The organism is Pseudomonas tohonis, assembly GCF_012767755.2.
GTDB lineage: Bacteria > Pseudomonadota > Gammaproteobacteria > Pseudomonadales > Pseudomonadaceae > Metapseudomonas > Metapseudomonas tohonis.
The window spans coordinates 2,778,282-2,794,523 of the sequence record NZ_AP023189.1 but is presented as its reverse complement, the minus strand read 5'-3'; the positions used below and the strand labels follow the sequence as shown (position 1 = coordinate 2,794,523).

17 protein-coding genes are annotated in these 16,242 nt (G+C 70.3%); 10 read left to right on the top strand and 7 right to left on the bottom strand.

What is annotated here, in order from left to right; genetic code table 11:
* Positions 1–88 precede the first annotated feature (88 nt).
* Positions 89–1,519 carry a TldD/PmbA family protein gene (locus tag HSX14_RS12840; RefSeq protein WP_173174405.1) on the top strand — a complete coding sequence of 477 codons (1,431 nt, stop codon included), beginning with the start codon at positions 89–91 and terminating at the stop codon, positions 1,517–1,519.
* Complete coding sequence (locus HSX14_RS12835) at positions 1,519–2,859, top strand: TldD/PmbA family protein (RefSeq protein ID WP_173174406.1); 1,341 nt, start codon at positions 1,519–1,521, stop codon at positions 2,857–2,859. The genes HSX14_RS12840 and HSX14_RS12835 overlap by 1 nt, the downstream gene beginning before the upstream one ends.
* A 536-nt stretch (positions 2,860–3,395) precedes the next feature.
* On the opposite strand, the gene tpx is transcribed toward HSX14_RS12835, so the two are convergent.
* The 6 genes from tpx to HSX14_RS12805 form a co-directional block, all read right to left on the bottom strand.
* Positions 3,396–3,893, bottom strand: a complete 498-nt coding sequence (gene tpx / locus HSX14_RS12830) for a thiol peroxidase (RefSeq protein ID WP_043244675.1) — start codon at positions 3,891–3,893, stop codon at positions 3,396–3,398.
* Between the two features lie 180 nt (positions 3,894–4,073).
* Positions 4,074–4,328 carry a DUF2790 domain-containing protein gene (locus tag HSX14_RS12825; RefSeq protein ID WP_173174408.1) on the bottom strand — a complete coding sequence of 85 codons (255 nt, stop codon included), beginning with the start codon at positions 4,326–4,328 and terminating at the stop codon, positions 4,074–4,076.
* A gap of 202 nt (positions 4,329–4,530) precedes the next feature.
* Positions 4,531–5,415: an efflux RND transporter periplasmic adaptor subunit gene (locus HSX14_RS12820; RefSeq protein WP_173174565.1), complete on the bottom strand. Its 885-nt coding sequence runs from the start codon at positions 5,413–5,415 to the stop codon at positions 4,531–4,533.
* A gap of 7 nt (positions 5,416–5,422) precedes the next feature.
* Complete coding sequence (locus tag HSX14_RS12815) at positions 5,423–5,623, bottom strand: DUF1656 domain-containing protein (protein WP_173174410.1); 201 nt, start codon at positions 5,621–5,623, stop codon at positions 5,423–5,425.
* Positions 5,613–7,778 (bottom strand): FUSC family protein, encoded by a 2,166-nt coding sequence (locus HSX14_RS12810; protein ID WP_173174412.1) that lies wholly within the window; start codon positions 7,776–7,778, stop codon positions 5,613–5,615. The genes HSX14_RS12815 and HSX14_RS12810 overlap by 11 nt, the downstream gene beginning before the upstream one ends.
* 10 nt (positions 7,779–7,788) lie before the next feature.
* Complete coding sequence (locus HSX14_RS12805; protein WP_173174414.1) at positions 7,789–9,294, bottom strand: efflux transporter outer membrane subunit; 1,506 nt, start codon at positions 9,292–9,294, stop codon at positions 7,789–7,791.
* 170 nt (positions 9,295–9,464) lie between these two features.
* Between HSX14_RS12805 and HSX14_RS12800 the strand changes: the two genes are divergently transcribed.
* The 7 genes from HSX14_RS12800 (at position 9,465) to HSX14_RS12770 (ending at position 15,248) form a co-directional block, all read left to right on the top strand.
* Entirely contained in the window at positions 9,465–10,418 is a 954-nt protein-coding gene (locus HSX14_RS12800) for a LysR family transcriptional regulator (RefSeq protein WP_173174416.1), read from the top strand.
* Positions 10,419–10,712: 294 nt separating this feature from the next.
* Complete coding sequence (locus HSX14_RS12795; RefSeq protein WP_173174418.1) at positions 10,713–11,267, top strand: hypothetical protein; 555 nt, start codon at positions 10,713–10,715, stop codon at positions 11,265–11,267.
* A gap of 78 nt (positions 11,268–11,345) precedes the next feature.
* Positions 11,346–11,930, top strand: a complete 585-nt coding sequence (locus HSX14_RS12790) for a sigma-70 family RNA polymerase sigma factor (protein ID WP_173174420.1) — start codon at positions 11,346–11,348, stop codon at positions 11,928–11,930.
* The gene (locus HSX14_RS12785) at positions 11,920–12,222 is read left to right on the top strand and encodes a hypothetical protein (RefSeq protein WP_173174422.1); all 303 of its coding nucleotides are present in this window, start codon (positions 11,920–11,922) and stop codon (positions 12,220–12,222) included. The genes HSX14_RS12790 and HSX14_RS12785 overlap by 11 nt, the downstream gene beginning before the upstream one ends.
* Entirely contained in the window at positions 12,219–12,656 is a 438-nt protein-coding gene (locus tag HSX14_RS12780) for a periplasmic heavy metal sensor (RefSeq protein WP_173174424.1), read from the top strand. Before HSX14_RS12785 ends, HSX14_RS12780 begins: the two co-directional genes overlap by 4 nt.
* Before the next feature lie 97 nt (positions 12,657–12,753).
* A complete protein-coding gene (locus tag HSX14_RS12775) occupies positions 12,754–13,521 on the top strand; it encodes a substrate-binding periplasmic protein (RefSeq protein ID WP_173174426.1) in 768 nt (255 codons plus the stop codon).
* Positions 13,522–13,634: 113 nt separating this feature from the next.
* Positions 13,635–15,248 carry an FMN-binding glutamate synthase family protein gene (locus tag HSX14_RS12770; protein ID WP_173174428.1) on the top strand — a complete coding sequence of 538 codons (1,614 nt, stop codon included), beginning with the start codon at positions 13,635–13,637 and terminating at the stop codon, positions 15,246–15,248.
* A gap of 12 nt (positions 15,249–15,260) precedes the next feature.
* On the opposite strand, the gene HSX14_RS12765 is transcribed toward HSX14_RS12770, so the two are convergent.
* Entirely contained in the window at positions 15,261–15,713 is a 453-nt protein-coding gene (locus tag HSX14_RS12765; protein ID WP_173174430.1) for a GNAT family N-acetyltransferase, read from the bottom strand.
* Positions 15,714–15,929: 216 nt separating this feature from the next.
* Here HSX14_RS12765 and HSX14_RS12760 point away from each other — a divergent pair, with 216 nt between their 5' ends.
* Complete coding sequence (locus tag HSX14_RS12760; protein WP_111261574.1) at positions 15,930–16,211, top strand: hypothetical protein; 282 nt, start codon at positions 15,930–15,932, stop codon at positions 16,209–16,211.
* Positions 16,212–16,242 lie beyond the last annotated feature (31 nt).

Here is a 16,242-nt window from a genome sequence, read left to right as displayed (position 1 = left end):
TCACATCTCCTTTCCGTGCGCGCACTTGTCCATCCAGGCGACCCGCGCGACCATGCGCGCTCGCCTTTCCGCTTCCTGGGAGTGCCCCGTGTTCGAACGACTCAAGCAGCAGTTCTCCACCCTGCGCAGCCGCGCCGACTTCCATGCCCTGCGCATCGTCCGCCAGAGCGGCGAGCACTGCCGGGTACGGCGCAACGTCGCCGAGCCGCCGTTCTTCTCCAGCGACCTGGGCGCAATGCTCAGCGTGCGCGTCAATGGCGTCGAAGCCTATGCCGCCACCAGCGACCTCAGCACCGCCGGCCTGCAGCACGCCCTCGACCTGGCCGAAGCGCGCGCCCGGCTGATCACCCCGTACAACCTGGTGGACGCCCGCGTCGCGCCGCCCCAGGGCCGCGCCGACTACCGCTCCCCCGGCCTAGACCAGCCGCTGCCCGGCATCGCCGAGCGCATCGAACTGCTGCGCGAGGAATCCGCCGCGGTGCCCGCCGACCCGCGCCTGGTCAACTGGACCCTGCTGCTCAGCGTCGACCGCCACGAGCAGCTCTACCTCAACAGCGCCGGCGCCGAGCACTGGCAGGAACTGCAATTCGTCTACCCCGGCGCCAGCGTCACCGCCTTCGACGGCCACGACAGCCAGACCCGCAGCTTCGGCGGCTACCACGGCGGCCAGCAGGGCGGTGCCGAGGTCATCCGGCGCCTGGGGCTGCGCGGCGCGGCCCCGCGCGTGGCCGACGAGGCGCTGCAGCTGCTGCTGGCGCCCAACACCCCGGAAGGTCCGCGCGACCTGCTGCTGATGCCCGAGCAGATGATGCTGCAGATCCACGAATCCATCGGCCACCCGCTGGAGCTGGACCGCATCCTCGGCGACGAGCGCAACTACGCCGGCACCAGCTTCATCCGCCAGGAAGACTTCGGCCACTACCAGTACGGCTCGGCGCTGCTCAACGTCAGCTTCGACCCGGGCATCCCCGAGGAGCTGGCCAGCTACGGCCACGACGACGACGGCAGCGCCGCCCGGAAGACCCTGCTGATCGAGAAGGGCCTGCTCCTGCGCCCCCTCGGCGGCGCCCTCTCGCAGCAACGCAGCGGCCTGCCGGGCGTCGCCAACAGCCGCGCCTGCAGCTGGAACCGCGCCCCCATCGACCGCATGGCCAACCTCAACATCGAGCCCGGCGACCAGCGCCTGGAGCAACTGGTCGGCGGCATCGAGCGCGGCATCCTGATGACCACCAACCGCTCCTGGTCCATCGACGACGCCCGCAACAAGTTCCAGTTCGGCTGCGAATGGGGCCAGCTCATCGAAAACGGCGAGCTCAAGGGCGTGGTGAAGAACCCCAACTACCGGGGCATCTCCGCCAGCTTCTGGCGCAGCCTCGCGGCGGTGGGCGATGCCAGCACCTTCGAAGTGCTCGGCACGCCCTTCTGCGGCAAGGGCGAGCCCAACCAGGTGGTGCGGGTGGGCCATGCCTCCCCCGCCTGCGTATTCAGCCAGGTCGACGTATTCGGAGGAGCCGCCTGATGAGCATCCAGATCGACACCCGCGAAGCCGGCTTCGCCGCCCTCGCCGACGCCCTGCGCCAGGCCATGCGCCCCGGCGAGGACTTCACCCTGTGGTACAGCGCCGAGGCCTCCGACTTCATCCGCTTCAACCACGCCCGCGTGCGCCAGGCCGGCCACGTGTCCCAGGCCGGCGCCACCCTGCAGCTGATCGCCGCCGAGCGCCAGGCGCAGATGGCCGTCACCCTCTCCGGCCAACCGGACGAAGACCGCCAGCGCCTGGCCGACGGCCTGGAACGCCTGCGCGCGGTGATCGGCCAGTTGCCGCCCGATCCCTACCTGATGCCCGACCGCACGCCCTGGCAGCGGCGCCACGTCGACACCCAGCCGCTGCCCGACCCGGCCGCCGTGCTGCCCTGCATCAGCGCCGCCGCCGAAGGCCTGGACCTGGTCGGCATCTACGCCGCCGGCCCGCTCTACCGGGGCTTCGCCAACAGCTGGGGCGCCTTCGGCTGGCACAGCGCCCACTGCTTCAACTTCGACTTCAGCCTGTTCCACGCCAACGGCCAGGCGGTGAAGGCCGACTACGCCGGCCAGGGCTGGAACGACGACGAATTCCTCCGCCGCTTCGCCGCCGCCCGCGCCCAGCTGGAGCACCTGGGCAAACCGCTGCGCGTGCTGGCACCGGGCGGCTACCGCGCCTACATCGCCCCGGCGGCGCTGGAGGAGATCACCGGCATGCTCTGCTGGGGCGGCTTCTCCGCCCGCGCCCTGGCGACCAAGGAAAGCCCGCTGCAACGCCTGGACGGCGACGGCGCCCGCTTCAGCCCGCTGCTGGGCCTGCACGAGCAGGTGGCCGGCGCCCTGTCTCCGGCCTTCACCGCCGAAGGCTCGCCGCGCAGCGATGTCGCCCTCATCCAGCAGGGCCGCCTCACCGGCCGCCTGGTGGGCTCGCGCAGCGCCCGTGAATACGGCCTGCCCGGCAACGGCGCCAGCGGCGACGAAAACCCCCAGGCCCTGGTGATGGACGCCGGCACCCTGCCCGAGGCGGACGCCCTCGCCGCCCTCGGCGCCGGGCTCTACATCGGCAACCTCTGGTACCTGAACTGGTCCGACCTGCCCGCCGCTCGCATCACCGGCATGACCCGCTTCGCCACATTCTGGGTGGAGGACGGCCGTATCCAGGCGCCGGTCAGCACCATGCGCTTCGACGACAGCCTCTTCGACCTCTTCGGCGAGCAGCTCGAAGCCCTCACCGCCGAACGCCAGCTGCGCCTCTCCGCCAGCACCTACGGCGAACGCCAGACCCTCTCCTCCCTCCTGCCCGGCGCCCTGGTCAAGCGTTTGCAGCTCACGCTATAGCGCCACACCATCCGTAGCCCGGGAGCGGACACGCCCCACGCGGGTTCCACCCGCCCTACGAATCCGACCGGTGCGTAGGGTGGACGACGCCTCACCCGTCCACCATTCGCGGCCGATCCAGGCACCGCTGGTGGAGGTAAAAAGCGACCTCCACCCTACACACGGCTCAACCCCGCATCCGGCCTTGCGGCACATGGCACATCCCAACTCCGTCGATCGGCCCTGGCACGCCCCGTAGGAGCGAATTCATTCGCGATGGAGCATCCGGCCACTCACAACCCCGTGCCGGCTGCGGGTCCTTCGCGGCTGAAGCCGCTCCCACAAGGGAGCCCGCGAGGGGAGCCGAACGTCGCTGTGTTGGGCCTCGCTGCGCTCGGCGCCCACCTACGGTCACCCTCGGGGCCCCGCCGCACACCGCTGGTGGAGGTAAAAAGCGACCTCCACCCTGCACACGAATCAACGCCGTGCCTGGCCACGGAATCCCGACCAAAGAAAAAGGGAGGCCAATGGCCTCCCTTTTCGTCACCCTCGCCCGATCAGAGCGCGGCGATGGCGGCTGCGTAGTCCGGCTCGTCGGCGATTTCACCGACCAGCTCGCTGTGCAGCACCTTGTCGTTCTCGTCCAGCACCACGACGGCGCGGGCGGCGATGCCGGCCAGGGGGCCGTTGGCGATGGCGACGCCGTAGTCCTTGAGGAACTGCGCGCCACGCATGGTGGACAGGTTGATCACGTTCTCCAGGCCTTCAGCGCCGCAGAAGCGCGCCTGGGCGAACGGCAGGTCGGCGGAGATGCACAGCACCACGGTGTTGGCCAGCTTGCTGGCTTCGGCGTTGAACTTGCGCACGGAGGTGGCGCAGGTAGGGGTGTCGACGCTCGGGAAGATGTTCAGCACCTTGCGCTTGCCGCTCAGGCTGGCCAGGGTCACGTCCGCCAGGTTGCCGCCGACCAGGCTGAAAGCCGGTGCCTGGGCGCCCTTGGCCGGCAGTTGGCCATCGACGCTGACGGGGTTGCCCTTGAGGGTTACTTGAGCCATGGAGTTGATCCTTTTATTGATGGGTTGTTCTGTACTGCAAGCAAGAGTGCCGCAGGATAATGAATTCCGACCGGCAAGTCAGATATTTAATCCAAACGTCACAGGCACCCGATGGCTCCCCCCAGAAACGACAATGCCCGGCTTATCGGGCCGGGCATCTGTCACGTCGAGCGGCTGGGCTCAACCGTTGGAGCAACCATTGCCGAACACCATGTATTCGAGGCGGTGGACCTTGCCCTGGTGGTCCTCGTAGGTCAGGTAGGCCGGCACCACGCCGCAGACATCGGGGATCTCGCTGCGGGAGATGACCCGGGCGATGTCCAGCTCCATGCCGTAGTGGTACTGCTCGGCCTGGGTGGTGGCGGGTTGTTCGGGGGTGGCAGCGAAGACGAGAGGAGACAGGCCGGCCAGGGCCAGCAACATGAACGCTTTCATTGATCTGTTATCCGAATTGCCTTGGGAAGGGGCTTCGGCCCGCTCTCCACGAACGGGCCGAAGGTACAGCGCAACACCGCAAACACGGTGAGGTGGATCAGCATGTGCCTCGTCGTGGGAGGCAGGACGATTTTAAGGAGCACCCCGCGGCGCTTACAGACCGATCCAGCACAAGGACTGTGGCCGCTGGATCAACAATCCCTCAGCCCCGTGCAGCGTCCCCGCCCTGCCCTTCGTCCACCACCACGGTGCAGGTCATCCCGGCAGACAGCGCCAGGCCCTCGGGCACCTCGTCCAGGTGGATGCGCACCGGCACGCGCTGGGCCAGGCGCACCCAGTTGAAGGTGGGATTCACGTCCGCCACCAGCTCGCGGCTTTCCGGGTTGTCGCGGTCGTAGATGCCCCGCGCAATGCTGTCGACATGCCCCAGCAGGCGCTCGCCGCTCATCAGGCGCATCTCCACCTTCGCGCCCACGTGGATGCGCGGCAGGCGGGTCTCCTCGAAGTAGCCGTTGACGTAGAACGACTGCCCGTCCACCAGCGCCATGCTGGCCTGGCCGGTGCGCGCGTAGTCGCCCCGGTAGACGTTGAGGTTGGTGACATAGCCGTCCACCGGCGCGCGCACCTCGGTGCGTTCCAGGTCCAGCCGCGCGGCATCACGGCGGGCCAGGGCGCGGCGGTAGCGCGCCTCGGCGCCGTTGGCGATGTGGCTGGCGTCCTCGCGGCTCTCCCGCGACACCACCAGGTCGTCCATGTCGGCGCGGCGGCGGGCGTTGAGGCGGCGCATGTCCAGCTCGGCGCGGGCGGCGTCCACCTCCGCTTCCGCCTCGCTCACCGCTAGCGCGTAGTGCGAGGGGTCGATGCGCAGCAGCACGTCGCCGGCCTTCACCGCCTGGTTATCGCGCACCGGCACCTCCACCACCAGCCCGGCGACGTCGGGGGCGATGTTGATCACGTCGGCGCGCACGCGGCCGTCGCGGGTCCAGGCCGACTCCATGTAGTGCTGCCACAGCTGGTGCACCAGGGTCACCGCCAGGGCGAGGATGAGCAGGGTCGCGCCGACACTGATGATTCGTTTCACGGACAGGGGTCTCTCAACGGTAGGTGGCCAGCGCCAGGGCGCCGTACAGGCAGGTGAACAGGCTGACCCGCAGCAGCACCGGGTGCCACGCGTGCCGGTACAGGCCGAGGCGCGCGGCGAGGCGGTCGAGCAGCCAGCCGCCGGCCAGGGCCACGAGGAACAGCAGCGTCAGGCTCGGCAGGTAGACGCCGTGCAGGGCGATCTCACGGGGCATGGGCGAGTACCGGGGCAGGTGCCGCCTCGTCCGCCTCGGCCCAGGGCGCCAGCGGGTCGAGCAGCGAGGTGCGGATGAAGTGCAGGTAGCTCTGCAGGCGACGCAGCGGCGAGGTCTCGAACTGTGGCGCGCAGGGTTCGGGGGTGGCGCGCACCGCCTCGATGGCCTGCTCCACCGCCTGCAAGGCGCGCTGGCGGTTGGCTTCGCCCGGCTGGATCAACAGGCGGATCAGCGCCCGGCCCATCACCCGCACCGCCTGGCGCCAGGGCATGGACTCGGCGTAGCACGACAGCGCCGGCAACCGCGCCTGCTCCAGGCGCAGCTCGATCACCGCGTGCCCCACTTCCTGCACCGCGTACATCCAGCGCAGCAGGCGGCGCTGCACGTCCGGGCGCCCGGCGGAGAAGGCGTAGGCCTGGGCCAGCAGGTCCCGCGTGCCGCTCTCGAAGCCGCTCACCAGCCCACGGATGCGCCCGCTCACGGTGTGCACCGCGCACAGGCGCAGGTCGTGCTCCAGGCGCCGCCACAGCCAGGGCCGGTTGGGCGGCAGGATCAGCGCCGCCGCCAGGGTGGCCAGGGTCATGGACAGCAGCACCGCCAGGTACTCGTTGAACAGCCGGTAGGGGTCGTAGTGGGTCAGGTTGGCCGGCAGCGACAGCAGGCAGAACCACACCAGCAGGCCGACCCCGTAGCCCGACCACTGGCTGCGCGAGAGCAGCAGCGCGCCCAGGGCGAAGGTGGGCGCCAGGGCGCAGCAGAGCATGGCGAAGCCATCCAGCCAGGGCAGCACCCAGAAGGTGGTGAAGATGCCGGCCAGGGCGCCGCCGGTGGCGCCGATCGTCAGTTGCAGGGCCAGGCGCTTGGGGTTGGAGGAGGACGAGGCCAGCGCCGAGATCATCCCCACGGTCATGGTGAAGGTCTCCCCGGCGGGCCAGGCGGTGGCCATCCAGAAGGTGCCGAGGGCGAGGATCAGCAGGCTGCTGCGCATGCCGGCCACGGCGGCGGCCAGGGGGTTGGCGCGGGGGCGGAAGCTCTCCCGCCAGTCCTCGCGGGCGTGGCGGTGGTCCAGCAGCGAGGCCAGGGTCAGGGCGTAGCCGTGGAGGTCGTCGACGAAGCGGAACAGCAGCTCGGCGGCGGTATCGAAATCCAGCGCGCCGGCCTCGTCCACCTGCTGCACGGCCAGGCGGCCCCGCCCGGCACGGATCAGCTGCATCAGCTCCTGCCGGCAGGCCGCCAGGCGCCCGGCGAACTCCGCCGCCTCGGCGTCGCTGCCCAGGCGCTCGCGCTGGGCGGCGAGCAATGCCGCCACCTCCGCCAGGGGCGGGGCCAGGGCCTCGCGCACCCGTTGCCCGCCGGCCGGCTCGGCCAGGCGGTTGAGCAACTGGTGCAAGGCGTGGAAGCGCGTGGAAAGCACCATGAACTCGTTGTTCAGCCGCCCCAGCCGCCCGGCACGCAGGCGCATGTGCGGGTCTTCGAAGGCGGTGGCGTTGCGCAGGTTCTCCAGGCCCACGGCGGCGGCGGCGAAGCGTGCGTTGAGCGCCTCGAAGCGCTCGCTGTCCAGGCGCCCGGCCAGCCCCTCGCAGGCGAAGGCGGCGAAGTCGCGGAAGCGCGCCTGCAAGGTGGCGCGCAGGTCGGCGCTGCTGGTCTGCGGCAGCACCAGCGCGCTGACCAACCCGGTGCAGAGGATGCCCAGGGTGATCTCCAGCACCCGCCACAGCGCCGACATGAAGGCGCCCTCCGGGTGCAGGGTCGCCGGCAGGCCGATGATCACCGCGGTGTAGCCGGCCAGCACGCAGGCGTAGCCGCGAAAATCCCGGTAGCGCGCGGCACCGGCGGTGCACAGGCCGATCCAGATGGCCACGGCGAGCATGAACAGCACCCGCTCCTGGTTGAACAGGGCGATCAGCGCCACCATCACCGTCAGCCCCAGCAGCGTGCCGATGATGCGGTAGAAGCTCTTGGCCAATACCTGGCCGCTCTGCGGCTGCATGACGATGAACACCGTCACCAGCACGGTGCCGGGCTGCGGCAGCTCCAGGCGATAGGCCAGCCACAGGGCGATGAAGGCGGTGAGCAGGGCCTTGAGGATGAACACCCAGGTGAGGCCTTCGGTGCGCGCCCAATGGGCCAGCTCGCGGCGCAGGGTCGTGGTCATGGTCGTCGTCTCAGGGGTGGGTCAATCGCAATGTGGGCTCGCCGGGCTCCAGCTCTCGGGGCTGCGGCCCCGAGGCCCCGGGCAGCACACCGCCGCCCAGTTGCAGCAGCAGGTCGGCCTGGGCCACCAGGCGTGCGGCGCGCACCCGTTGCTGCTGGCGCTGGGCCTGGAGCAGCGCCGGTTGCGCCTCCAGCACCGCACGCTGGTCGGTGAGGCCGCGCTGGCGGGCCAGTTGCGCGAGGTCGAGGGCGTGCTGGGCCTGGTCCACCGACTCGGCGGCGAGGCGCTGCTGCTCGCGCAGGGATTTCAGCCGCACCAGGGCATCGGCCACGCCCTTGATCGCCTGCACCAGCGCCTGGTTGTAGCCCTGCACCGCCAGGTCGTAGCCGGCCCCCGCCTCCGCCAGCCGCCCACGGCGCAGGCCGCCGTCGTAGATGGGCAGGGACAGCGCCGGGCCCAGGCCCCAGGTCAGCTTGTCGTAGCGCAAGAAATCCAGCACGCCGCCCTGCACCGCCGAGCTGCCGAGGCCGCCGAGCAGGTCGACGTTGGGGTAGAAATCCGCCTTCGCCGCCTCGATGCCCCGCGCCTCGGCCGCCACCCGCCAGCGCGCGGCCACCAGGTCCGGCCGGTGGCCGAGCAGCTCCAGGGGCAGGCGCGGCGGCAGGCCCAGGTCCAGCAGCGGCGACAAGGCCGGGCGTTGCAGCGCCTCGCCCTCCCCCGGCCCGACGCCGGCCAGGGCGGCGACCTGGTTGCGGTCCAGTTCGATGGCCTCGTGCAGCAGGTCGATCTGCCGGTGGGCCTCGGGCAGGCCCATCCCGGCGCGGGTCTCCTCCAGGCCGGTGCCGATGCCGTCGCGGCGGCGCTGGCGAACCAGTGCCAGCAGCTGTTCCTGGCGGGCCAGCTCGGCTTCGGCGATGTCCAGCTCGGCGTGGTGCAGGGCCAGGCCTATGTAGCTGCGCACCAGGTTGCCCTGCAGCTCCAGGGCCGCCAGGCGTGCCTCGCTCGCCATCGCCCGGGCCTGGTCGAGGGCCGACTCGCCCCGGCTGCGCTCGCGTCCCCAGATGTCCAGCGGGTAGGAAAAGCCCAGTTGGCTGGTGTTGTTCCAGCTGCTGCTGCGGGCCAGGTCACCGGGGCCATAGAAGGCATCGTCGGGCCAGCGCTTGCGCTGCAGGCTGGCGTCCAGCCCCAGCTGCGGCGCCTCGTCGGCTTCCACCACGCCTGCCCGCGCCTGCGCCTGGCGCACCCGCGCGGCGGCCATGGCCAGGCTCGGGCTGCCGGCCAGGGCGCGGTCCATCCAGCGGTCCAGCTGCGAATCGCCAAAGGCACGCCACCATTGCCCGGCAGGCCAGCCGGCCTCGGCCCGGGCGGCGGCGATGGCGGCGCCCGGCGTCAGTTCATGGGCGTCGAGGGGCCGGGAGGTTGGCGCAAGGCCGGAGGAATCGATGCAGGAACACAGAAGCGGGAAGACGGCGAACAGACTGGCTCGGGTCAACCCGGGCCGACGATTGCGGGGCACGTGCGGCACATCCTGAGGCAAGGGCCGAAAGGCCCGAAACGGCGGCGATTCTATGTGCGGCCCGGGGCCAGGATAAGCGCTCGGATAGGCGATTCATTGTGTACTGATCGGCCATAATCCCCCCGGCACTTCATGCCAGAATTCGCACCCCTTCCAGGTCGGAGCCCCTCATGGACATCCTCTTCAACATGCGCGCCTTCGTCTGCGTGGCCGAAACCGGCAGCTTCACCGCGGCGGCGGCCCGCCTCGACCTGACCACCTCCTACGTGTCGCGCGCCGTGGCCACCCTGGAAACCCACCTGCGCACCCGCCTGCTGCACCGCACCACCCGCCGCATCGCCCTCACCGAAGCCGGCCAGCGCTACCTGCTGCGCTGCGAGCAGATCCTCGGTTACATCGAGGAGGCCGAGGCCGAGGCCAGCGAGGCCCACGCACGCCCCGCCGGCAACCTCAAGGTCCACGCCATGACCGGCATCGGCCAGCACTACCTGATCAAGGCCATCGCCCAGTACAGCGAGACCTACCCGGACGTGAGCTTCGACCTGACCCTGGCCAACCGCACCACCGACATCCTCGACGAGGGCTACGACATCTCGGTGGTGATCGCCCAGGAGCTGCCCGACTCGGGGTTCATCTCCAAGCAGCTGGGCACCACCTACAGCGTGCTCTGCGCCTCCCCCGCCTACATCGCCAGGCACGGCGCCCCGCGCCAGCCATCCGACCTCACCCAGCACCGCTGCCTGCGCCTGGTGAACTCGGTGATGGCGCTGGACAAGTGGCTGTTCGAGGGCCCGGACGGGCAGCAGATGATCTCCATCAACCACACCCCCTTCCAGGTCAACACCGCCGACGCCATGACCGAGGCGCTGATGGCCGGCATGGGCATCGGCGTGCTGCCGGTGTACTCCGCCGTGAAGGGCCTGGCCGACGGCAGCCTGGTGCGGGTGCTGCCGCGCCACAGCCTGTTCCCCCTGGGCATCTATGCGCTCTACCCGTCGCGGCAGTTCCTCGACGCGAAGATCCGCACCTGGGTGGAATTCCTCCGCGACTTCCTGCCCGACCGCCTCAAGGCCGACGACGCCGTGATCACCGCCTGCAGCAACGCCCTGCCACCGCAGCCGTAGGCTGAACACCGCGTCACCCGCCCAGCATCCGTGGTCACGCCGGGCTCCGCCGGTGGATGAAAAGAGCGTCATCCACCCTACATCCGGCCCACCTCGGTGCCCCACTCCAGCACCACGGTCGCCGCTGCGTAGGGTGGATGACGCTTCACCCATCCACCAAGCGGAACAACCGATCGCACAGAGCTGTACCCGACATCCGCGCCATCCCGGTGCCTTCAAAAAATAAACGCAGGGGCGCCCCCAACGCCGTCGTACAACCCTCGAACCCGCCCTTTTCCCGGTAACGAGGCTCCCATGAACGCCACCCTGCGCAACGCCCTGCCCCACCTGCTCTGCCTGCTCCTGCTGTGCACCGGCCTGGCCGAGGCCAGGGAACGCCAACACGCAGGCAGCTTCGTCACCGGACGCGGGCAGGCCGGCACCTGGCAGACCCAGCGCAGCGGCAACCTGGCCGACGGGCTGACCCGCCAGCGCAGCGTCACCGGCGACGACGGCCGCAGCACGAGCCGCACCAGCACCACCCGCTACGACCGCGACAGCGGCCAGTTCAGCCGCAGCGGCAGCGGAGCCGATGGCCGTGGCGTCACCCTCGAAGGCACCCACGCCGACGGCCAGAGCAGCGGCACCTGGACCACCACCGACGGCCGCAGCGGAACCTTCAGCCAGCAGTCCCAGCGCGGCGATGACGGCCTCACCCGCCAGACCCAGGTCACCAACGCGGCGGGCGAGACGGCACAGCGTTCGGCCAGCTACAGTTTCGACCGCGACAGCAACACCCTTTCGCGCAGCGTGACCGGCAGCCAGGGCGAGACCCGCAGCGGCAGCGTCACCCTCACCCCCTCGCCCTGAACCGGAGGCCCGATGAAGCGCCCCATCCCGCTGCTGCCCGATTCCCGAACGCCCTCGATGCCCGGGTAGCCACGACGGATGCAGCTCGACGACGAACGCCTGATGGCCGCCGTGGCCGAAGGTGACGAACGCGCCTTCGCCATCCTGGTGCAACGCCACCTGCCGCGCGCCTATGCCATCGCCCGGCGCGTGCTGCCCGAGCAGGCCGACGCCGAGGACGCCGCCCAGGAAGCCTTCACCCGCATCTGGACCCACGCCGCCGACTGGCAACCGGGCCGGGCGCTGTTCACCACCTGGCTGCAGCGCATCCTGGTCAACCAGTGCCTGGACCAGCTGCGCCGCCGCAAGCGCCGCCCCGAGCAGGACATCGACGCCCTGCTGGAAGAGCTGCTCGACCCCGACGCCGACACCGCCGCGCAGGTGCAGCGCGCCCGCGAGGCCGCCGAGGTCCAGCGGGTGGTGCAGCGGCTGCCGGACAAACAGCGCATGGCCGTGGTGCTCTGCTACTTCGAGGAGCACAGCAACCCCCAGGCCGCCGCACTCATGGGACTCCACCTCAAGGCCCTGGAAGGCCTGCTGGGCCGGGCCCGCGCGCAATTGCGCCGCTGGTTGCCCGCAAGCCCGGCCAACCGCCCCACCGAGGAGCACGACGATGAACGATGAACAGGACCTGCGCCGGCGCCTGGCCGCACAGCCGAGACCGACGCCCCCGGCCGACCTCGCCGCGCGCATCGTCGCCCGCGCCACCGCGCAACCGCAGCGCCCGGGCTGGCGCCAGCGCCTGCAACGGGCCCTGGAACAATGGCGCTACGGCTGGCAGCTGAAGCTCGCCAGCCTCGCCCTGTGCGGCGTGCTCGGGCTGCTCGCCGGGCATGCCGGCGCGCCGGCCGGCGACGCCGACCTGGAAGTGGCCGCCCAGGCCATGGACCAACTGCTGTGGACGGAGGAACCATGAACAGGACCTGGCTGCTCGGCGGCGCCCTGCTGCTCTCCCTGGCCGGCAATGCCTTTCTCGGCGGCTGGCTGATCGCCCGCCCGGCACCGGGCGACTCCGGCTTCCAGGGCCAGCCCATGCGCCAACTGATCGCACGGGTGCGGGAGCTGCCCGCCGAGCAACGCGGCGAGGTGCGCGCGGTGATCCGCCAGCACGCCCCGCAGTTGCGCGACCTGGCCCAGGCCAACCGCGACAACCGCCAGCAACTGCTCGATGAACTGGCCCGCGAGCCCCTGGACGCCGCCGCCGTCGAACGGCGCTTCGCCCAGCAGCGCGAGGCCACGGCAACGCTGCAGCGCGCGGCCCAGGCGATGCTGCTGGAGATCGCCGGCAAGCTGCCCGTGGAGCAGCGCCGCCGCTTCTTCGACCGCCCGCAGGCCTTCGGCGCCCCGTGACGGGCACCGGGCATCGCCGCTGGCTGGCGGGCCGGCATGCCCTGTGCTTGGCTGAACGGGCGGCATGCCGCCGCGCATGCATCGCCGGGAGAATTCGATGTCCCGATTCCGGGTCCTGCTGCTCATCTGCCTCCTCGCCCTCGCCCGCCCGCTCTTCGCCGAGGGGCACATCCGCATCGCCATCGGCGAATGGCCACCCCTGATCAGCGCCTCGCAACCCGGCAACGGCGTGATCCCCACCCTCATCAGCGAAGCCTTCGCCACCCAGGGCATCACCGTGGAATACGGCTTCTTCCCCTGGAAGCGCGCCTTCGAAGAGGTGCGCCAGGGCCGCTGGCAGGCCTCGGCGGTGTGGGGCCGCAGCCCCGAGCGCGAAGCCTGCTGCCTGTTTTCCGAGCGGGTCTACAGCGACGAGGTGGTGCTCTTCTACAACCGCGCCAAGCCGGTGCACTGGGACGGCTCCGCCGTCGGCGTCGAGCAACTGCGCGGGCTGACCATCGGCCTGCCCCTGGGCTCGGCGAAGACCCCGCTGCTGGAGGAAGCCGAGCGGCGCGGCCTGCTGAAATACGAAGCCGGCGGCGACGAGACCGGCAACCTGCGCAAGCTGGCCGCCGGGCGCATCGACGCGGTGGACATGGTCAAGGGCACCGGGCAATGGCTGATCAGCCAGCGCCTGGACGCGGACGAAGCCGCGCGCCTGGCCACCACCGCCCCCTTGCAGCGCTGGGACTACCACCTGCTCTTCGCCAGCCAGCCGGCCGATAACCGCCGCTACCTCGAAGCCTTCGACAAGGGCCTGGCCACGCTGCGCGCCAATGGGCGGGAAGCCGAACTGTGGCGGCGCTTCCTCGCCGCGCCGCGCTAGCCTACGTACCTGTTCCAGCGGTCGCACACGGCAGCGGTGTCCATCGCACCGGTGCAACGCGTAACCTTGCCGCTCCGCTACGCTGAACCCGTGCCCTCTCACAAGGAATCCGCATGAGCCTGTCGCTTCTCAGCCGCTACGCGTTCTTCGCCTTCTGCGTGCTCTTCACCCTCGCCACCCTGCCCTTCATCGAGCACGAGTGGCTCTGGCCCTTCACCCTGGTCACCGGCGTGCTGTCGCTGGTCGGCCTCCTCGACCTGCTGCAGACGCCCCACGCGGTGCGGCGCAACTACCCGATCCTGGGCAACATCCGCTACCTGGTGGAAGGCATCCGCCCGGAAATCCGCCAATACCTGCTGGAAGCCGACGGCGACAAGCTGCCCTTCTCCCGCGCCCAGCGCTCGCTGGTCTACGCGCGGGCCAAGAACGAGGGGGCCGACAAGCCCTTCGGCACGCTGATGGACGTCTACCAGGCGGGCTTCGAATTCATCGGCCACTCCATGCGCCCGGCACCGCTGAGCGACCCGTCGGCCTTCCGCGTGGAAATCGGCGGGCCGCAGTGCAGGCAGCCCTACTCGGCGTCGATCTTCAACATCTCGGCCATGAGCTTCGGCTCCCTCAGCGCCAACGCCATCCGCGCCCTCAACCAGGGCGCCAAGCTCGGCGGCTTCTACCACGACACCGGCGAGGGCAGCATCAGCCCCTACCACCGCGAGCACGGCGGCGACCTGGTGTGGGAGCTGGGCAGCGGCTACTTCGGCTGCCGCACCGCCGCCGGCCTGTTCGACCCGGAGCGCTTCGCCGACCAGGCGCAGAACCCGCAGGTGCGGATGATCGAGATCAAGCTCAGCCAGGGCGCCAAGCCGGGCCACGGCGGCATCCTGCCCAAGCACAAGGTGACGAAGGAAATCTCCGAGACCCGTGGCGTGATGATGGGCGAGGACTGCATCTCCCCCTCGCGCCACAGCGCCTTCTCCACGCCCATCGAGATGATGCAGTTCATCGCCCAGCTGCGTGAGCTGTCCGGCGGCAAGCCGGTGGGCTTCAAGTTCTGCCTGGGCCACCCGTGGGAATTCATGGGCATCGCCAAGGCCATGCTGGCCACCGGCATCTACCCCGACTTCATCGTCGTCGACGGCAAGGAAGGCGGCACCGGCGCAGCCCCCCTGGAGTTCACCGACCATATCGGCGTGCCCCTGCGCGAGGGCCTGCTGTTCGTGCACAACGTGCTGGTGGGGCTGAACCTGCGCGACAAGATCAAGCTCGGCGCCAGCGGCAAGATCGTCAGCGCCTTCGACATCGCCAGCGTGCTCTCCATCGGCGCCGACTGGGCCAACTCCGCGCGCGGCTTCATGTTCGCCATCGGCTGCATCCAGTCGCAGAGCTGCCACACCAACAAGTGCCCCACCGGCGTCGCCACCCAGGACGCCCTGCGCCAGCGCGCCCTGGTGGTGCCGGACAAGGCCCAGCGCGTACACAGCTTCCACCGCAACACCCTCAAGGCCCTGGCAGAGATGCTCGCCGCCGCCGGCCTCGACCACCCGGCGCAGCTGGAGCCGCGCCACCTGGTGCGCCGCGTCTCCGACAGCGAGATCCGCCTGTTCTCCCAGCTCCACGTGTTCCTCAAGCCGGGCGACCTGCTCAAGGAGACGATCGAGGCCGACTTCTACGGCCGCATGTGGGAAATGGCCCGGGCCGACAGCTTCGAGGCCGCCTGCGGCTGGTAGGCCGCAGGCCGGTCAGGCGAGCGAGCGCTCCATCACGATGGTGCGCTCCTCGCCCCGGATGATTTCCTGCACGAAGCGGAACCCCAACCCCGCATAGAAGCCTTCGGCGGTGATCGACGAAGGCACCCGCAACAACCTGACGCCGCGCTCGCGGGCCAGCGCCTCGACCCGCTCCATCAGCCGCCGGCCGACGCCCCGCCCCTGCGCGCCCGGCACGACGAAGACCGTACGCACCACGTCCCCATCCAGGCTGGCGGTGCCGATCACGCAGCCCTGCTCCTCGGCCACCAGCACCTCGCGCACCGCCATCAGGGCCTGCACCTGCTCCGGGCCGAAGTTCGCCTGCGCCGAGGCGATCACCGCCGGCGGGTAGTCACGGGCGTTGCTCTCGGCCAGCGCCGTGATCACCACCTGGCTGATGGCCGCTGCGTCGTCGGCCGTGGCCGTTCTGATCAGGTATTGCATGTTCGACTCCTTAATTCCTGCCCGGCAAACCCGCTTGCGAAAGCGTGCCGGGCCATCCGACACAAGGCTCAAATAATTCTGCAACTCGCTCCACATCACTCCGGTCTATGGTTACCAACGATCATGCTGTCCGTCGCACAGCGGCGTCGAGCCGCAGTCGCCACGGCCAGGATCCGATTCAAGCCCGCCGTCGACCGGACAAAGGAGTTGCCCCACGTGAAGTGCTTGATCTGCGAACACGAAGCCAAACCCCTGGATTCGGGCGGCCCCGGCCTCGCCCTGCGCTGCCGGGAATGTGGCAGCTACCAGGTGGACGACCGCCTCCTGGCCCGCCTGCGCCAGGGGCGCGACATCCTCGATGAACAACAGGCACGCATCCGCCTGCACGTGCGCCGCGCCGGCCACCACGGCCTGCCAAGGCTGGACGCCGCCGACGCCGACCTGCTGCAACCCCGCCCGCGGATCGACGACTGGATTCGCGATATTTCCAGTTGCTGAGGGCGGTAGGACAACGACGCGTGTGAGGGGC